Below are 14,895 nucleotides of genomic sequence, written 5' to 3'. Positions count from 1 at the left end.
GGCGATGGCGGGTGGTCGCTGAGCGCCGCAGGTGGACCGGTGCTTAACAGGGTGCGACTATCCTGAATAATTGACGTCAGTTCTGTGTTCTCTCCGCGAGACACAGGTCCCCCGTTTGCGTACGAGAGGAACTCTCATGCTTGCCCGCACCGACCTGCGTGGTCGTACCCCATCCACGGCCGAACTTCGTGCCGCGCTTCCCCGAGGTGGAGTGGATGTGGATGCGGTGCTGCATCAGGTTCGCCCGATGGTCGAGGCCGTTCGCGATCGCGGCGCAGAAGCTGCTCTCGAGTTCGGCGAGAAGTTCGACGGCGTTCGTCCCGGGTCGGTTCGTGTGCCCGCAGCTGAGCTCGAGCGCGCACTTCGTGAACTCGACCCCGCAGTCAAGGAAGCCCTCGAGGTTGCGATCGAGCGCACTCGCAAAGTGCACGCCGATCAGCGTCGCAAGGACACCGTCACAGAGGTCGTTCCGGGTGGCACGGTCACCGAGCGTTGGGTTCCGGTCGAGCGCGTTGGTCTCTATGTTCCCGGCGGCAACGCCGTGTATCCGTCGAGCGTTGTCATGAACGTCGTCCCGGCTCAGACCGCCGGCGTCGGATCGTTGGTTGTCGCTTCGCCTCCGCAAGCTGACTTCGGCGGATTGCCGCACCCCACCATTCTTGCCGCCGCAGCGATGCTCGGCGTCGACGAGGTGTGGGCCGTCGGCGGCGGGCAGGGCGTCGCCCTGCTGACCTACGGCGGAACCGACACCGACGGAACCGAGCTTGTCCCGGTCGACCTCATCACCGGTCCCGGCAACATCTATGTCACTGCCGCAAAGCGTCTGTGCCGCGGACTGGTCGGCATCGACGCAGAAGCCGGTCCCACCGAGATCGCGATCCTCGCCGACCACACCGCTGACCCGGTCCACGTTGCCGCCGACCTCATCAGCCAGGCCGAGCACGACGTGATGGCCGCCAGCGTCCTTGTCACGACCAGCGTTGAATTGGCCGACGCGGTCGACAAGGCTCTGGCCGCGCAACTCGAGATCACCAAGCACCGCGAGCGCGTCACCACCGCCCTCACCGGAAGCCAGTCCGGAACCGTTCTGGTCTCGGACGTCGCAGCTGGTCTCCGCGTAGTCAACGCCTACGCAGCCGAGCACCTCGAGATTCAGACCGAAGATGCCACCGGTGTCGCAGCTCAGGTCACCAGCGCCGGAGCGGTTTTTGTCGGTCCGTGGGCGCCGGTCAGCCTCGGCGACTACTGCGCCGGCTCCAACCACGTTCTGCCGACGGCCGGCTGTGCACGTCACTCGTCCGGACTGAGTGTGCAGACGTTCCTGCGCGGCATCCACGTGATCGACTACTCCGAATCGGCATTGAAAGATGTTGCCGGACATGTCATCACGCTGGCCAATGCTGAAGACCTGCCGGCTCACGGTGAGGCTGTGCGTCTGCGGTTCGAGGCTCTGCGATGAGTGCCGCTCCCGGAGCGTCGATTTCGGTCGACGCGCTCCCGATTCGCGAGAACCTGCGCGGTAAGTCCGCGTACGGCGCTCCGCAGTTGACGGTTCCCGTACAGCTCAACACCAATGAGAACCCGCATCCGCCGACGCAGGCGCTCATCGATGACGTCGCCGAATCCGTGCGTGAAGCGGCCAAGGAACTGCACCGTTACCCCGACCGCGACGCTGTGGCGCTGCGGACGGATCTTGCTGCGTATCTGTCGAAGCAGACGGGTGTACCGGTCACCGTCGACAACCTGTGGGCGGCCAACGGATCGAATGAAATCCTGCAGCAACTACTCCAGGCCTTTGCCGGTCCTGGACGCAGCGCGATGGGATTTGTGCCCTCGTACTCGATGCACCCGATCATCGCGGACGGCACCGATACCGAGTGGGTCGAGGTCTTCCGTCGGGATGACTTCGCATTGGACGTGGATGCTGCCGTCACCGTGATCGCGGAACGTCGACCGGATGTCGTGTTCGTGACCAGTCCCAACAACCCGACCGGCCACAGTGTCGGCATCGCGGAACTGCGACGCATCCTCGAGGTGGCGCCGGGCATCGTGATCGTCGACGAGGCTTACGCCGAGTTCTCCGCCGCCCCCAGCGCGATGACGCTCATCGACGAGTTCCCCACCAAGATCGTGGTCACACGCACGATGAGCAAGGCGTTTGCGTTTGCCGGTGGCCGACTCGGCTACCTGGCTGCCGCCCCCGCGTTCATCGATGCATTGTTGTTGGTGCGCTTGCCGTATCACCTCTCGGTGGTCACACAGGCTGCCGCGCGCGCTGCGCTGCGTCACGCCGACGAGACCCTCGCCAGCGTTCACGCATTGTCAGCCGAGCGTGATCGGGTATCGAAGGCATTGGCGGACACCGGTTTCCGAGTGATTCCCAGTGACGCGAACTTCATCTTGTTCGGTCAATTCACCGACAGTGCGCAGGCGTGGAAGGAGTACCTCGATCGAGGTGTCCTCATTCGCGACATCGGCATCCCCGGATATCTGCGGGCGACGGTCGGACTCGAAGCCGAGAACGACGCGTTCATCAAAGCCAGTGACGAGATCGCCGGTACAGAACTCATCAACGCAGGAGAAACGGCATGAGCGATCGCATTGCGCGGATCGAACGAACGACGCGAGAATCCAGCATCGTCGTCGAATTGAACCTGGACGGGACCGGCATTGTCGACGTTTCCACCGGCGTTCCGTTCTTCGACCACATGCTCACCGCGTTGGGTACGCACGCCAGCTTCGACTTGAGTGTTCAGGCGAAAGGTGACGTCGAAATCGACGCTCACCATACCGTCGAGGACACCGCCATCGTTCTCGGTCAGGCGTTGGGTCAGGCATTGGGGGACAAGAAGGGTATTCGCCGATTCGGTGATTCCTTCATCCCGATGGACGAAACCCTCGCGCACGCGTCCGTCGACGTGTCCGGCCGTCCGTACTGCGTGCATACCGGGGAACCGGATTACATGGTGCATTCCGTCATCGGCGGGTACCCCGGCGTTCCGTACCACGCGGTGATCAACCGCCACGTCTTCGAGTCGATCGCGCTCAATGCTCGTATCGCCCTGCATGTTCGGGTTCTGTACGGACGCGATCAGCACCACATCACGGAGGCCGAGTTCAAGGCTGTTGCTCGCGCTCTGCGTGAGGCCGTCGAGCCGGATCCGCGCGTGAGCGGCGTGCCTTCGACGAAGGGAACTCTGTGAGCGTCCTCTTTACCTATCTGTTGTTCATCGGCGCGGGAATCGCTGTGGGCGGGGCCTACTCGATGTTCAAGGTGAACAAATTGGCGTCGGGAATCCTTCTGGCACTGGCAATTCTTGCAGCGGTAGCCGGCGCGCTGCGCATCTGATGGTCGAACGCACATCATCCCCGGGGTTACTCCGAACCCCGGGGATGATCAGTGTCCTGGTCATGGCTGCTGCTGCATTTGGTGGCTGGTCGTTACTGCTTCCGGTTGTTCCGTTGGTGGTGGCGCAGTCGGGTGGCTCCGACGCCTTGGCCGGGGCCGTGACGGGCGTCTTCATGGCGGCTACTGTGCTGACACAGTTGCTGGTGCCGCGCTTGTTGAGGACTCGCGGCTATCGTCCTGTACTCACTGCGGGGTGCCTGTTGCTCGGGCCACCGTCGCTGGTGCTGTTGATGTCTTCCGATTCGATTGCGGCGTTGTCGGTGTCGGCAGTGCGCGGTGTCGGATTCGGTTTGCTCACGGTCGCCGGCGGCGCATTGGTCGCGGAATTGGCGCCCAGGCGGATACTGGGCCGAGCCACCGGAGCCCAGGGCATCGCGATTGCAGCCTCTCAAATGGCAGGTTTGCCACTGGGTTTGGCGATAGCAGCAAGATGGTCGGCCACACCGGTCTTCGTTTTGGGCGCCGTGGTTCCGGCGCTCGCGGTGATCGCCATCACCCGCTTGCCGAAATTGCGCGCTCAGCCAACCGGCACGGCTGCGCGAGTGAGTGTGTTCACGGTGATCGTCCCCGTGGTCGCGCTTGCGTGTGTGTCAGCGTCGTTCGGCGGCTTGTCCTCACTGTTGCCCATCGCAATTTCGGATCGTGCCGCAATCGCCGGCGTGGTGCTGGCGACGGCCAGTGGGTCCATGCTGGTGGGTCGATACTCAGCGGGATTGATCTCCGATCGATTCGGCAGCGGCAAGATGCTCGCACCGGCCTTGGTGTCGGCGACAGTCGGTCTCCTCCTGTTCGCCCTGAGTGTCGACGACGGTGCGAACATGGTGTTGATCGGCGCTGCAGTGCTTTTCGGGTTCGGATTCGGTGCTGTGCAGAATGAATCCTTGGTCATGGCTTTTTCGGCTGCAGGCCCGAAACGCATCGGATCGGCCAGCGCGATCTGGAACATCGCATACGACGCCGGAACTGGAATCGGCGCGATTGCGCTGGGATTTGTGGCATCGGCGTCGGGATATACGTGGGTATTCATCGTCTCGGCAAGTGTCGTCGCGTTGATCCCGGCACTCGCTGTGGCCGGCACATCGATCGGCCGGCGGGGCGATCCGAAACCGGACAACCACACGGCAGGTTCTAAGATCCGGAGTTATGACAACCTTTGACGACACGGTTATCGCCGGTGTGACCGCTCATATGAATGCGGATCACACGAGCGACAATCTGATGATCGTTCGGGCTTTCGCGGAGCCGACCGCGACCAGCGCGCGAATGGTGGGACTCGATTCGGTTGCGGGCGAGTGGGTTGCCGAGGTCGACGGGACGGAAAAGCTCGTGAAGGTTCCGTGGCCCGAGCCGGCAGTGGACCGCGCCGCCATCCGGACGCAAGTGGTTGCTCTGTGTATGGACGCGTACAACAAACTTGGTGTCGCGAGGCCCGAGCACTGATCGCAGTAGCGTCAGACGTGCCCGATAGAGTTGGGGCATGAGCGCTTCCACGATTGCCGTCCTCGACTACGGCTCCGGCAACCTGCATTCGGCCACCCGCGCATTGGCGCGCACCGGCGCACAGGTGGAGGTAACCAGCGATCCCAAGGTGGCGCTGGCCGCAGACGGCCTGGTCGTTCCCGGCGTCGGCGCTTTTGCTGCGTGCATGGAGGGCCTGCGTGAGGTTCGGGGTGAGCGGATCATCGGTCAGCGCCTCGCGGGCGGACGGCCGGTTCTGGGCATCTGTGTCGGTATGCAGATCCTGTTCGAGCGCGGCGTCGAATTCGGCGTCGAAGCCGAAGGGTGCGGCGAATGGCCCGGCACTGTCGAGCGCTTGAAGGCCGATGTGTTGCCGCACATGGGATGGAACACCGTCGAAGCACCCGAGTCCAGCACGCTGTTCAAGGGCATCGACGCGGACACCCGTTTCTACTTCGTCCACTCGTACGGTGTGCAGAACTGGGAACTGCCGCCGTCCGAGCACATCGCTGCTCCCAAACTGACGTGGGCCGATCACGGCGGAAAGTTCCTCGCTGCCGTCGAGAACGGTGCGCTGTCCGCAACGCAGTTCCACCCCGAGAAGTCGGGCGATGCGGGTGCTGAGTTGCTGAGCAACTGGGTGCAGAGTTTGTGACCGGACCTTCCGGCAAGTACAGCGGAGACAACTTCTCGTTGGCTCGTCTTGCGCTGTTCTCGCTCGGCGCCGCCGTGGCTGTTCTGGCAGTCACGACGGTGATCGTCGTTCTGGTGGATCCGACGCCCGTCGTGGGGCTCGTGATCGGCCTCGTCGGGGTTGGCGCGGCCATCGCGGCGATGGGCGTCGTGTCGAAGCGGATGACGCGAAATGCCTTCGGCGACGGTGATCAAGACCCGACACACGGTTCAAGGTCCTGACCGACTAGGGTTATCGCACGTGAGCCTGGTCCTTTTGCCTGCTGTGGATGTTGTCAACGGTGAAGCTGTTCGCCTCGTGCAAGGAGAGGCGGGAAGTGAGACCGGTTACGGGTCGCCCCGCGACGCCGCCCTTGCGTGGCAGAACGACGGTGCCGAATGGGTACATCTTGTCGACCTCGACGCCGCCTTCGGGCGCGGATCCAACAGCGAACTGCTGGCAGGCGTCATCGGTGACCTGACGGTCAAGGTCGAACTGTCCGGTGGAATCCGTGACGACGCCTCCCTCGAAGCTGCACTGGCCACCGGCTGTGCTCGCGTCAACCTCGGCACCGCTGCCATCGAAGATCCCGAGTGGTGCGCTCGTGCATTGGCCAAGTACGGCGACAAGATTGCCGTCGGCCTCGATGTGCGTCTGGTCGACGGCCAGTACCGTACCCGCGGGCGCGGCTGGGTCACCGACGGCGGAGACCTTTGGGAAACCCTCGCGCGTCTGGACCGTGACGGCTGCACGCGTTACGTCGTCACCGACGTATCCAAGGACGGAACCCTCACCGGTCCCAATCTCGAACTTCTGAGCCAGGTGTGCGCCGTGACCGACGCCCACGTTGTTGCATCCGGTGGTGTTTCAACCATCGACGATCTGCTGGCCATCTCCAGCCTCGTTGATCAGGGCGTCGAAGGCGCGATTGTCGGCAAGGCGCTGTACGCCGGCCGCTTCACCCTTCCTGAAGCACTTGCTGCAGTTTCCGGTTAGATTCGCTTGATGAACCCGCCGCGTGACCTCGACGAACTCCTCGCGATTGCCGGTGGGCTGCTTGACGGCGTTCACGATCAGTTTGTTGCCGGTGTGGGTTCGCCGAGCGCAGTCCGTAAGGGTTGGGCCGATTTTGCCACCGAGGTGGACCTCGCGCTCGAGAAGCGGTTGTCGTCGGAGTTGTTCGATCGCACCGGGATTGAAGTGCACGGCGAGGAATTCGGCGGGCCCGACATCGAGTCCGGGCTCGTCTGGGTTCTCGATCCCGTCGACGGCACGTTCAACTACTCGGCCGGGCTCCCGCAGGCCGGAACTCTGCTGGCATTGCTCGACGACGGCGTTCCGGTCCTGGGGTTGACCTGGTTGCCGTTGATCGGACATACCTACGCGGCAAAAGCAGGCGGCCCGTTGCTGGTGAACGGCAGTGCCGTACCACCCTTGGCATCCACTGATCTGGCGTCGTCGATCGTCGCGCTGGGTGCGCTCAACGTGAAGAGTCGCGGACGAATTCCCGGCAGCTATCGGCTGGAAGTACTGGCCGAAATCAGCAAGGTGTCTTCCCGTATCCGTATCCACGGCAGCACGGGAGTTGATCTGGCCTTCACCGCGGCAGGCATTTTAGGCGGCGCAATCGTCTATGGGCACAATGCGTGGGACAATGCGGCGGGCGTTGCCCTTGTACGCGCGGCAGGTGGGGTGGTCACCGACCTCGCCGGTAACCCGTGGACCGTAGAATCGGGTTCGGTACTTGCTGCCGCTCCCGGTGTTCACGGTGAAATTCTCGACATCCTTACATCGCTCGGTGATCCGCGCGCTTCGTCCTCAGGAGGACCAACGTCATGACCCTCGCAGTTCGTGTGATCCCGTGCCTCGACGTCGATGCCGGACGAGTGGTCAAGGGTGTCAACTTCGAGAACCTTCGCGACGCGGGCGATCCGGTCGAACTGGCCGCAGCGTACGACGCCCAAGGCGCCGACGAGCTGACCTTCCTGGACGTGACCGCGTCGACGTCTGATCGTGGCACGATGCTCGACGTTGTAAGTCGTACTGCCGAGCAGGTTTTCATTCCGCTGACGGTGGGCGGCGGTGTACGCACGGTCGAGGACGTCGACCGCCTGCTGCGCGCCGGAGCCGACAAGGTCAGCGTCAACACCGCAGCCATCGCACGTCCTGAACTGCTCAAGGAATTGAGTGAGCGTTTCGGTTCGCAGTGCATCGTCTTGTCCGTCGACGCAAGGACGGTTCCGCAGGGCCAGCCGGACACTCCGTCCGGCTGGGAGGTCACGACGCACGGTGGCAAGCGCGGAACCGGCATCGACGCGGTCGAGTGGGCCGAGCGCGGCGCAGAGTTGGGCGTCGGAGAGATCCTGCTCAACTCCATGGACGCCGACGGCACCAAGGCCGGTTTCGACCTCCTGATGATCCGCGCTGTCCGTGCCGCTGTTCACGTTCCGGTCATCGCCAGCGGCGGCGCCGGTCTGGTCGAACATTTTGCGCCTGCCGTCGAAGCAGGCGCCGACGCAGTCCTCGCGGCAAGTGTCTTCCACTTCGGTGACCTGAGCATCCCGCAGGTCAAGGACGCCATGCGCGCCGAAGGGATTGTTGTCCGCTAGGTGTTTTCTGCTCGGATTCCGTCGAACATCATCCGGGTGATCGCCTGATTGAGGGCGGTGCAGTCCACGGACGACTCGGCTCGCAGTCCCTGTATGCCGCTGGCCAGCATCATGCCGTTGACGGCCTGGGCCGTATTCGCGATGTCGAGGTCGGCGCGAAGGTATCCGCATTCGACGCCGTGACTGAGATATCCGGCCGTCAGTGCGGCGGCCTGGTCGAGTAGGTCGAGCATCCGGCCCGTCAGGTCGGCGTCGACCCCCGTTGTCTCGAAGAGCAGCACCCGCGGGATCCGTGGGTCGTCGAAAAAGATACGGGGGAGTACATCCGCGATGCGGGCTACCTGGGCTCGGTACTCGTCCAAGGTGTTGGCTGCGTCCGGCGCATTGTCGGTGGCCAGTGCGTCGATGATCTTGGCAATCAGATCGTCGATGACGTGATCGATGATGTCGCGTTTGTTCTCGAAGTATCGGTAGAACGTGCCGTGGCCGATACCGAGAGTTGTTGCAATATCAGCGATTCCGGTGGCGTGATAGCCCCGTTGGGCAAAACACTCGAACGATGCGTCGATGATCTCGCGGCGTAGTTCCGCCTTTTTTCGCTCCGCTCGGGTTATGGCCTTCGTCACGCTGAAGATGATACCGTTTTCCATAACGGAATGACGTGTCAGTTTCTGATGTGCGGTTCACGAGGGGATTTCAACTGATGGCAGTGCAGTACGACGCAGTAGTGGTCGGGGCGGGCTTTGGCGGAATGGGCGCAGCCATTCAACTCAAGCGGTTGGGCCTGAACAACCTGGCGATCCTCGAACGCGAGGATGATCTGGGTGGAACGTGGCACGTCAATCGCTATCCGGGATTGGCGGTCGACATCGCGTCGGTCACCTACTCGTATTCGTTCGAGCCCAATCCGCACTGGTCGAGGCTCTTTGCGCCAGGTGCGGAATTGAAGAAGTATGCCGACCATGTCGCGGACAAGTACGACCTACGACGCCATATGACATTCGGCGCCGTCGTGAACGGCGCGCGGTGGGACGAGGACGAGGCGCACTGGGTGGTGTCCGTGGACGGGCAGCCTGAGATCACCGCGACCTATCTACTGACGGCGACGGGCTTTCTCTCTCAGCCGCATCGGCCGGATATCTCCGGCATCGACGAATTTGCGGGCAAGATCATTCACACCACGGCGTGGGACGATTCGTACGATCTTGCCGGTACGAAGACGGCAATCATCGGAACCGGCGCTACTGCAGTGCAACTCATTCCCGAAGTTGCGCGCCAAGCCGCGGATCTGACCGTGTACCAACGCACGCCAATCTGGGTTGTTCCCAAGCTCGACGTCCCCATTCCGTCGGCCGTCCAGAAGCTCTTCTCTCGAATTCCGTTGACCCAGCGGATCGCGCGAGCTGTCAGTTCCGGAATTCTGGAAATGATCATGGTGAGCGCTGTCTTGCACTACAAGCAGGTGAAGTTGCTCAACAAGGGCGCCGCAGCAGCATCGCGTGCCTTCCTGCGGTCGCAGGTCCGCGACGCGGCGCTGCGTAAGCAGCTCACTCCCGACTACGATTTCGGATGCAAGCGACCTACCTTCTCCAACAGCTACTTCCGTACATTCACCAAACGAAACGTTCACCTCGAGACCACGTCGATCGACCACATTGCCGCCGACGGTATCGTCACGGTTGACGGTCGTAAGACCGAGATCGACACTCTGGTGCTGGCTACTGGGTTCAATCTGTGGGACGTCAACTTCCCGGCCATCGAGGTTATCGGCCGAGAGGGCAGAAATCTCGGAAAGTGGTGGCGTGACAACCGTTTCCAGGCGTATGAGGGAGTATCGGTTCCGTATTTCCCCAACTTTCTCACCCTCGCGAGTCCCTATTCGTACAGCGGGCTGTCCTACTTCACGACCATCGAATCGCAGATGCAGCACATCGAGCGACTGTTCGGTGAACTGAAGAGGCGAGGAGCCGACACCTTCGAGGTCACCGAGGCCGCCAATACCGAGTTTCTCGACCGAATGACCGAAAACCTGGCGGACTCCGTTTTCTACGGCGGCAGTTGCCAGACCGCGCGAAGCTATTACTTCAATCAGCACGGTGAGGCGGCTATCCTGCGGCCGACATCGACGCGCAACGCATTTGTCGAGGCGAAGCGCTTCCCTCTCGAGGCCTATTCGATCTCCTGAGCTTGTTTCCTGGCCGAGGGCGACGGTGCGCTGCGGTAAAAAGGGATATCCTGATTTTGGGCTTCTCGAGATCAGTGCCAGCGAATCTTCGGGGAGGGTTGGTTGGTGCAAGGTTGATGTCGGAAATCGATCCGTTTGGTACGCAGCGTGCTGATCCGTTCAGCACGGCGCACGATACGTCGAACGTCGTCTCCGAACTGGAGATGTCGGGGCTGGAGGACGCTCGCGAGATCGGGCGTGGAGGCTTCGGCGTCGTCTATTGCTGTTCGCAGCCGCGCTTGGATCGCATCGTTGCTGTCAAGGTCCTGACCGCGAGCGTTGAACAGGAAAACGATGCTCGCTTCGTCCGTGAACAACACGTGATGGGGAGGCTGACCGGCCATCCGAACATCGTCAACGTTTTGCACGTCGGCACCACGGCAAGCGGTCACCCGTACATCGTGATGCCGTATCACCCGAGAGGATCTCTGGAAACAAGAATTCGTTCGACGGGTCCGCTGTCGCTGAACGAGACTCTTAGGCTCGGAGTGAAAATTGCCGGCGCCCTCGAAAGTGCTCATCGACTCGGGATCCTCCACCGGGACGTCAAACCTGCGAACATCCTGTTCACAGACTATGGCGAGCCGGCGATCACGGATTTCGGTATCGCGCACATCGTGGGCGGATTCGAGACGTCCACCGGTACCGTGACGGGATCGCCGGCGTTCACGGCACCCGAAATTCTCAGCGGAGAGCCGCCCAGCGTTGCGGGAGATATCTACGGCCTCGGTGCAACATTGTTCTGCGCTGTGTCCGGGCACGCGGCATTCCAACGTCGCAGCGGCGAGGAATTGATCGCGCAGTTCTTGCGCATCACGACCGAGCCGATTCCCGACCTCCGTGAACTGGGAATCCCGGAAGGGATGTCCGCGGCGATCGAGCACGCGATGAATGGCGACCCACTTCGGCGGACTGCGTCTGCCCGCGAATTCGGCGAAGACCTTCGGAAGATCCAGTCGGTTAAAGGTTTTCCCGTTACCGATATGGCGCTGCTGGCAACTGAAGCGGGTGAGGAAAGTCAGCAGAACTCCGGAGCGTCAGATGGCAATGTCCTCGTCAGATACGCAGGCTCGTCTGCGACTACCACGTCCCCGCCCCCTTCCGGCAATTTGCCGTTGGAACTGACCAGCTTCATCGGTCGGCGGCGAGAGTTGACCGAAACCAAAGCGAAGATTCTCGAATCTCGGCTGGTCACATTGACGGGTATCGGTGGCGTAGGAAAGACTCGGCTGGCGGTCAGAGTCGCAGCGGATCTGCGACAGAAATTTGACGACGGAGTGTCCGTAGCCGAACTGGGCGAACTCCAGGACGCGTCTTTGCTTGCCGATCTTGTTGCGTCCTCGCTCGGGATCAGAGACCGAACCGGCCCTCTCGACGACGTATTGGCTGACTTTCTGGCCAATCGGAACGTTCTGCTTTTGCTGGACAACTGCGAACACCTGGTTGATGCAGTAGCCGATCTGGTCACGTTTCTTTTGCGCGTGTGTCCGGAACTTCGCATTCTCGCAACCAGTCGTGAACCGCTCGGTATCGGTGGCGAGACTGTACTTCGGGTGCCTCCGTTGTCCGTGCCCGCCCCCGACCGCGAAACGTCAATTCACGGTTTGTCCAGATTCGACGCGATCACGCTGTTCACTGATCGCGCCGCCGCGGCATTGCCTGGATTCGAGCTGACTGAGGGAAACAAGGTCACGGTTGCGCGGATTTGTCAGCGACTCGACGGATTGCCCCTACCCATCGAATTGGCTGCAGCCCGATTGCGTTCGATGTCCGTCGAACAGATCCTGGATCGGTTGACCGACCGGTTCAAGCTTCTCACACTCGGTAGTCGTAATGCGCCGTCCCGTCAACAGACCTCGAGATTGTGCATGGACTGGAGTTACGACCTCTGCACCAGGTGGGAACAGCAGTTGTGGGCGCGGCTGTCCGTTTTTGCCGGTGGCTTCGAACTCGATGCAGTGGAAAGCATTTGCTGCGGCGATCACAGTGCGGACGAGTTGCTCGACGGAATGGCCTCGCTGGTCGACAAGTCGATCCTGATCCGCGAAGAATCGGAAACGGTCGTGCGTTTCCGGATGCTCGATACGCTCCACGACTACGGCCGCGAGAAGGCAGAGGAATCCGGCGACTACGGTTTGTTGCGGCGGCAACATCGCGACTGGTATCGAAAGATGGTGCTGGAAGCGGAAACCGAATGGATCAGTGCCCGGCAGAAGGACTGGATTGATCGATTGGGGAGAGAACAATCAAATCTCCGCGACGCGATGGACTACGCGGAGTCGACGCACAGTGACGACCGCCTCGGGCTGCAGATCGCCGGCGCACTCTTCCCATTCTGGCTCTCGCGTGGACTTTTCAGCGAGGGGCGCTATTGGCTCGATCACCTCCTGGACATCGATGTCGAGCATCCGACCGTCGACAGAATCAAAGCGCTATGTGCCAGTGGCGTTCTCGCCGAAATCCAGGGTGCGCTCGATGTCGCGGCGGCGCGTGTTGCCGAAGCCGTCGAGCTGTCCCAAAAGCTGGATGTGTTCGATCACCTGGACTTGTCCGAGCATCTCGACGAGTGGACCTCGCAGGCTAGGGTGATCCAAGCGCAAGGCTGCCTCGAACTGTTTCTCGGCGACACTGCGCGCGCGTGTGACTACCTCCGGAAGGCATTGGACCTGGTCGGCACCGGCGATGATCTCGCCTTGCGGGTGTGGATTCTGAACACGCTCGGGATGGCGTACGAAGCCAATGGTGAGACGGACCAGTCGATCTCCTGCCATGAGCAGGTTCTTGCGATCACGCAGCGCACCGGCGAATCGGTGTACCGGTCCTACTCGCTGTGGTCGATGGGCGTCGCGGTCTGGCGTCAAGGAGATCTCGCTTACGCAGCGGACCTTGTCAAACAGGCATTGCGTATCGCCGAACGCGTCGAGGAACCGCTCACAGCGACGGTGTGTTTGGACGCGCTTGCATGGATTGCCGGCGCCGAACACGACGAACGTCGCGCCGTGGTCTTGATGGGCGCCGCCGAGGCGATCGTCGACATGGTGAACAGTTCTCCGGTTCTGTTTCCGAGCTTGGGAAACTATCGGCAGCGATGCGAGCAGGAAACGCTTCGTGCGCTTGGCAGCCAGGCTTTTCGCAGTGCCCGGAATCAAGGGCACGCCCTGGACTTTCACGAGTCCGTAGCCTTTGCGCTGCAGGAGAATCCGTCGGCTACCGGCCAGGAGGCCGGATTGAGTGCGCGCGAACAACAGGTTGCCGACCTCGTCGCTGTCGGCCTGGATAACAAAGCCATCGCGGATAACCTGGCAATCTCGGTTCGGACGACGCAACGGCATATCGAGCACATTCTGACAAAGCTCGGTTTCACCTCGCGCACACAACTCGCGGCGTGGGAGTTGGAGCAGCCCTCGTAGCGCTGGGGATCATGACTTGTCGCAATGGATGTAGTCGGGCGGAACCGTGCGGTACTCCCGTGCGTCCAACTGGGTGAAGCCAATGGACAAGGGGGAGTGCTGTGAGGCCGTGGGGCGCTTGTCTGTCGGTTTCTGTGGTCGCTCTACTTGGGGGGTGTTCCTCGACGGTCGAGGGTGAGGCTTACCCGGTCGATTCGATCGGAATGTTCGATCCGTGCGCGGTTCTGAGTCACGATGACCTGTTGAACCTGGGTGTTGATCCCGGCACGCAGCGTGTGGACCTCCTAAACACCCACATCGATGGATTCAACGTGTGTAGCTGGGAGGGCTCGTGGTTCTATCTCGGACTTACGTCAGCGGATCGTTCACTCGATGCTGTGGAAAAAAATTCCACGATTCGAGATTTGCGTCGAGACGAAATCGCGGGACGAAGCATTCTTGTGTACCAGGAACAGGGCGATGACGGGGATTTGGCATGCAACGTAGCCTTCGCGACAGCTCAGTCAACCGCGATGGTTCGTGTGGGTGCAAAGTTTAGTATCGACCGGCCTGAAACGCCATGCGCACTAGTAGAGCGGGCGGCGCAAACTATCGTTCCGCTGCTGTCCTGAAGGGGTGGGATTTTGTCTTGACCGAAAATCGAGTTATTGAGAGTGAGTGTGAGATCAGTGTCAAATTCGGATCAGGTATTCGGCGTTGACCCGAATGTTGCAAAACCGCTGGCGATTGCATGTGAGGTACTGATCGCCGAGTATCGATCGTTAGTAAACGATGCCCAACACATCAAGCAGTTTGGAGGTTTCGGTACTCTGAACTCCGGTCTTGCTCTCCAAGGAAAATTTCAAGAAAAGGCATTTGGTAGTCCAGACTCATTGGTGAATGCGTTGGAAAGTCACATCGCCGCAGTCGATGGCATGCGCGCGTACTTTCAGAAGTGCATCGACAATGCAGTAACACAAGACCAAACCAATGTTGACTCTCTCAGGGGTGTGGGTCAGACCAACTGAATTATGTTCATTATCGGACGGATTGACACATATTGCCATACTATGTTCAACAGCTATCAATTGCAGTTCCTGTTGAACGAATTGTCAATGGTAATTCCGAAAAAT

General features: G+C 61.2%; 16 protein-coding genes. 15 read left to right on the top strand and 1 reads right to left on the bottom strand.

All coding sequences use genetic code 11. The features are described from left to right. Positions 1 to 136 precede the first annotated feature (136 nt). The 11 genes from hisD (at position 137) to hisF (ending at position 8,149) form a co-directional block, all read left to right on the top strand. On the top strand, positions 137 to 1,459 hold the full coding sequence (gene hisD, locus C7T36_RS00860) for a histidinol dehydrogenase (RefSeq protein ID WP_033230917.1): 1,323 nt from the start codon (positions 137 to 139) through the stop codon (positions 1,457 to 1,459). Beyond that, positions 1,456 to 2,592 carry a histidinol-phosphate transaminase gene (locus C7T36_RS00855; protein WP_045070174.1) on the top strand — a complete coding sequence of 379 codons (1,137 nt, stop codon included), beginning with the start codon at positions 1,456 to 1,458 and terminating at the stop codon, positions 2,590 to 2,592. The genes hisD and C7T36_RS00855 overlap by 4 nt, the downstream gene beginning before the upstream one ends. Further along, positions 2,589 to 3,203, top strand: a complete 615-nt coding sequence (hisB, locus tag C7T36_RS00850) for an imidazoleglycerol-phosphate dehydratase HisB (protein ID WP_033230915.1) — start codon at positions 2,589 to 2,591, stop codon at positions 3,201 to 3,203. Before C7T36_RS00855 ends, hisB begins: the two co-directional genes overlap by 4 nt. Next, positions 3,200 to 3,349, top strand: coding sequence for a hypothetical protein (locus C7T36_RS29965; RefSeq protein ID WP_033230914.1), 150 nt, complete (start codon positions 3,200 to 3,202; stop codon positions 3,347 to 3,349). Before hisB ends, C7T36_RS29965 begins: the two co-directional genes overlap by 4 nt. A 62-nt stretch (positions 3,350 to 3,411) precedes the next feature. Next, the gene (locus tag C7T36_RS00845) at positions 3,412 to 4,566 is read left to right on the top strand and encodes an MFS transporter (RefSeq protein ID WP_239654794.1); all 1,155 of its coding nucleotides are present in this window, start codon (positions 3,412 to 3,414) and stop codon (positions 4,564 to 4,566) included. Next, positions 4,553 to 4,849 (top strand): DUF2470 domain-containing protein, encoded by a 297-nt coding sequence (locus C7T36_RS00840; RefSeq protein WP_033230913.1) that lies wholly within the window; start codon positions 4,553 to 4,555, stop codon positions 4,847 to 4,849. Before C7T36_RS00845 ends, C7T36_RS00840 begins: the two co-directional genes overlap by 14 nt. Before the next feature lie 37 nt (positions 4,850 to 4,886). After that, positions 4,887 to 5,522 (top strand): imidazole glycerol phosphate synthase subunit HisH, encoded by a 636-nt coding sequence (gene hisH, locus C7T36_RS00835; RefSeq protein WP_033230912.1) that lies wholly within the window; start codon positions 4,887 to 4,889, stop codon positions 5,520 to 5,522. Continuing rightward, positions 5,519 to 5,782 carry a membrane protein gene (locus tag C7T36_RS00830; protein ID WP_033230911.1) on the top strand — a complete coding sequence of 88 codons (264 nt, stop codon included), beginning with the start codon at positions 5,519 to 5,521 and terminating at the stop codon, positions 5,780 to 5,782. The genes hisH and C7T36_RS00830 overlap by 4 nt, the downstream gene beginning before the upstream one ends. Positions 5,783 to 5,801: 19 nt before the next feature. Next, the gene (priA, locus tag C7T36_RS00825) at positions 5,802 to 6,536 is read left to right on the top strand and encodes a bifunctional 1-(5-phosphoribosyl)-5-((5-phosphoribosylamino)methylideneamino)imidazole-4-carboxamide isomerase/phosphoribosylanthranilate isomerase PriA (RefSeq protein WP_045070169.1); all 735 of its coding nucleotides are present in this window, start codon (positions 5,802 to 5,804) and stop codon (positions 6,534 to 6,536) included. 9 nt (positions 6,537 to 6,545) lie between these two features. After that, positions 6,546 to 7,379, top strand: coding sequence for an inositol monophosphatase family protein (locus C7T36_RS00820; protein ID WP_045070167.1), 834 nt, complete (start codon positions 6,546 to 6,548; stop codon positions 7,377 to 7,379). Further along, positions 7,376 to 8,149, top strand: a complete 774-nt coding sequence (hisF, locus tag C7T36_RS00815; protein WP_033230908.1) for an imidazole glycerol phosphate synthase subunit HisF — start codon at positions 7,376 to 7,378, stop codon at positions 8,147 to 8,149. The genes C7T36_RS00820 and hisF overlap by 4 nt, the downstream gene beginning before the upstream one ends. On the opposite strand, the gene C7T36_RS00810 is transcribed toward hisF, so the two are convergent. Continuing rightward, a complete protein-coding gene (locus tag C7T36_RS00810; RefSeq protein ID WP_084703054.1) occupies positions 8,146 to 8,775 on the bottom strand; it encodes a TetR/AcrR family transcriptional regulator in 630 nt (209 codons plus the stop codon). The genes hisF and C7T36_RS00810 overlap by 4 nt on opposite strands. 77 nt (positions 8,776 to 8,852) lie before the next feature. On the opposite strand from C7T36_RS00810, the gene C7T36_RS00805 reads away from it, so the two are divergent. From C7T36_RS00805 to C7T36_RS00790, 4 genes are all read left to right on the top strand, one after another. Continuing rightward, a complete protein-coding gene (locus C7T36_RS00805; RefSeq protein ID WP_045070163.1) occupies positions 8,853 to 10,334 on the top strand; it encodes an NAD(P)/FAD-dependent oxidoreductase in 1,482 nt (493 codons plus the stop codon). Positions 10,335 to 10,450: 116 nt separating this feature from the next. After that, a complete protein-coding gene (locus tag C7T36_RS00800) occupies positions 10,451 to 13,783 on the top strand; it encodes a protein kinase (protein WP_045070160.1) in 3,333 nt (1,110 codons plus the stop codon). A 101-nt stretch (positions 13,784 to 13,884) separates the two neighbouring features. Beyond that, positions 13,885 to 14,394, top strand: a complete 510-nt coding sequence (locus C7T36_RS00795) for a DUF3558 family protein (RefSeq protein WP_045070158.1) — start codon at positions 13,885 to 13,887, stop codon at positions 14,392 to 14,394. 57 nt (positions 14,395 to 14,451) lie between these two features. Continuing rightward, positions 14,452 to 14,790 (top strand): hypothetical protein, encoded by a 339-nt coding sequence (locus C7T36_RS00790; RefSeq protein WP_045070155.1) that lies wholly within the window; start codon positions 14,452 to 14,454, stop codon positions 14,788 to 14,790. The last annotated feature ends 105 nt before the right edge of the window (positions 14,791 to 14,895 follow it).

Source organism: Rhodococcus sp. AD45-ID (genome assembly GCF_003023755.1).
GTDB lineage: Bacteria > Actinomycetota > Actinomycetes > Mycobacteriales > Mycobacteriaceae > Rhodococcus_F > Rhodococcus_F globerula.
This window is presented reverse-complemented; position numbering and strand designations above follow the sequence as displayed.

Bases quoted from the DNA above. Each gene is read 5' to 3' on its own strand.
- hisD (WP_033230917.1), top strand. From the start codon at position 137: ATGCTTGCCCGCACCGACCTGCGTGGTCGTACCCCATCCACGGCCGAA.
- C7T36_RS00855 (WP_045070174.1), top strand. From the start codon at position 1,456: ATGAGTGCCGCTCCCGGAGCGTCGATTTCGGTCGACGCGCTCCCGATT.
- hisB (WP_033230915.1), top strand. From the start codon at position 2,589: ATGAGCGATCGCATTGCGCGGATCGAACGAACGACGCGAGAATCCAGC.
- C7T36_RS00845 (WP_239654794.1), top strand. From the start codon at position 3,412: ATGGCTGCTGCTGCATTTGGTGGCTGGTCGTTACTGCTTCCGGTTGTT.
- C7T36_RS00840 (WP_033230913.1), top strand. From the start codon at position 4,553: ATGACAACCTTTGACGACACGGTTATCGCCGGTGTGACCGCTCATATG.
- hisH (WP_033230912.1), top strand. From the start codon at position 4,887: ATGAGCGCTTCCACGATTGCCGTCCTCGACTACGGCTCCGGCAACCTG.
- C7T36_RS00820 (WP_045070167.1), top strand. From the start codon at position 6,546: ATGAACCCGCCGCGTGACCTCGACGAACTCCTCGCGATTGCCGGTGGG.
- hisF (WP_033230908.1), top strand. From the start codon at position 7,376: ATGACCCTCGCAGTTCGTGTGATCCCGTGCCTCGACGTCGATGCCGGA.
- C7T36_RS00805 (WP_045070163.1), top strand. From the start codon at position 8,853: ATGGCAGTGCAGTACGACGCAGTAGTGGTCGGGGCGGGCTTTGGCGGA.
- C7T36_RS00800 (WP_045070160.1), top strand. From the start codon at position 10,451: ATGTCGGAAATCGATCCGTTTGGTACGCAGCGTGCTGATCCGTTCAGC.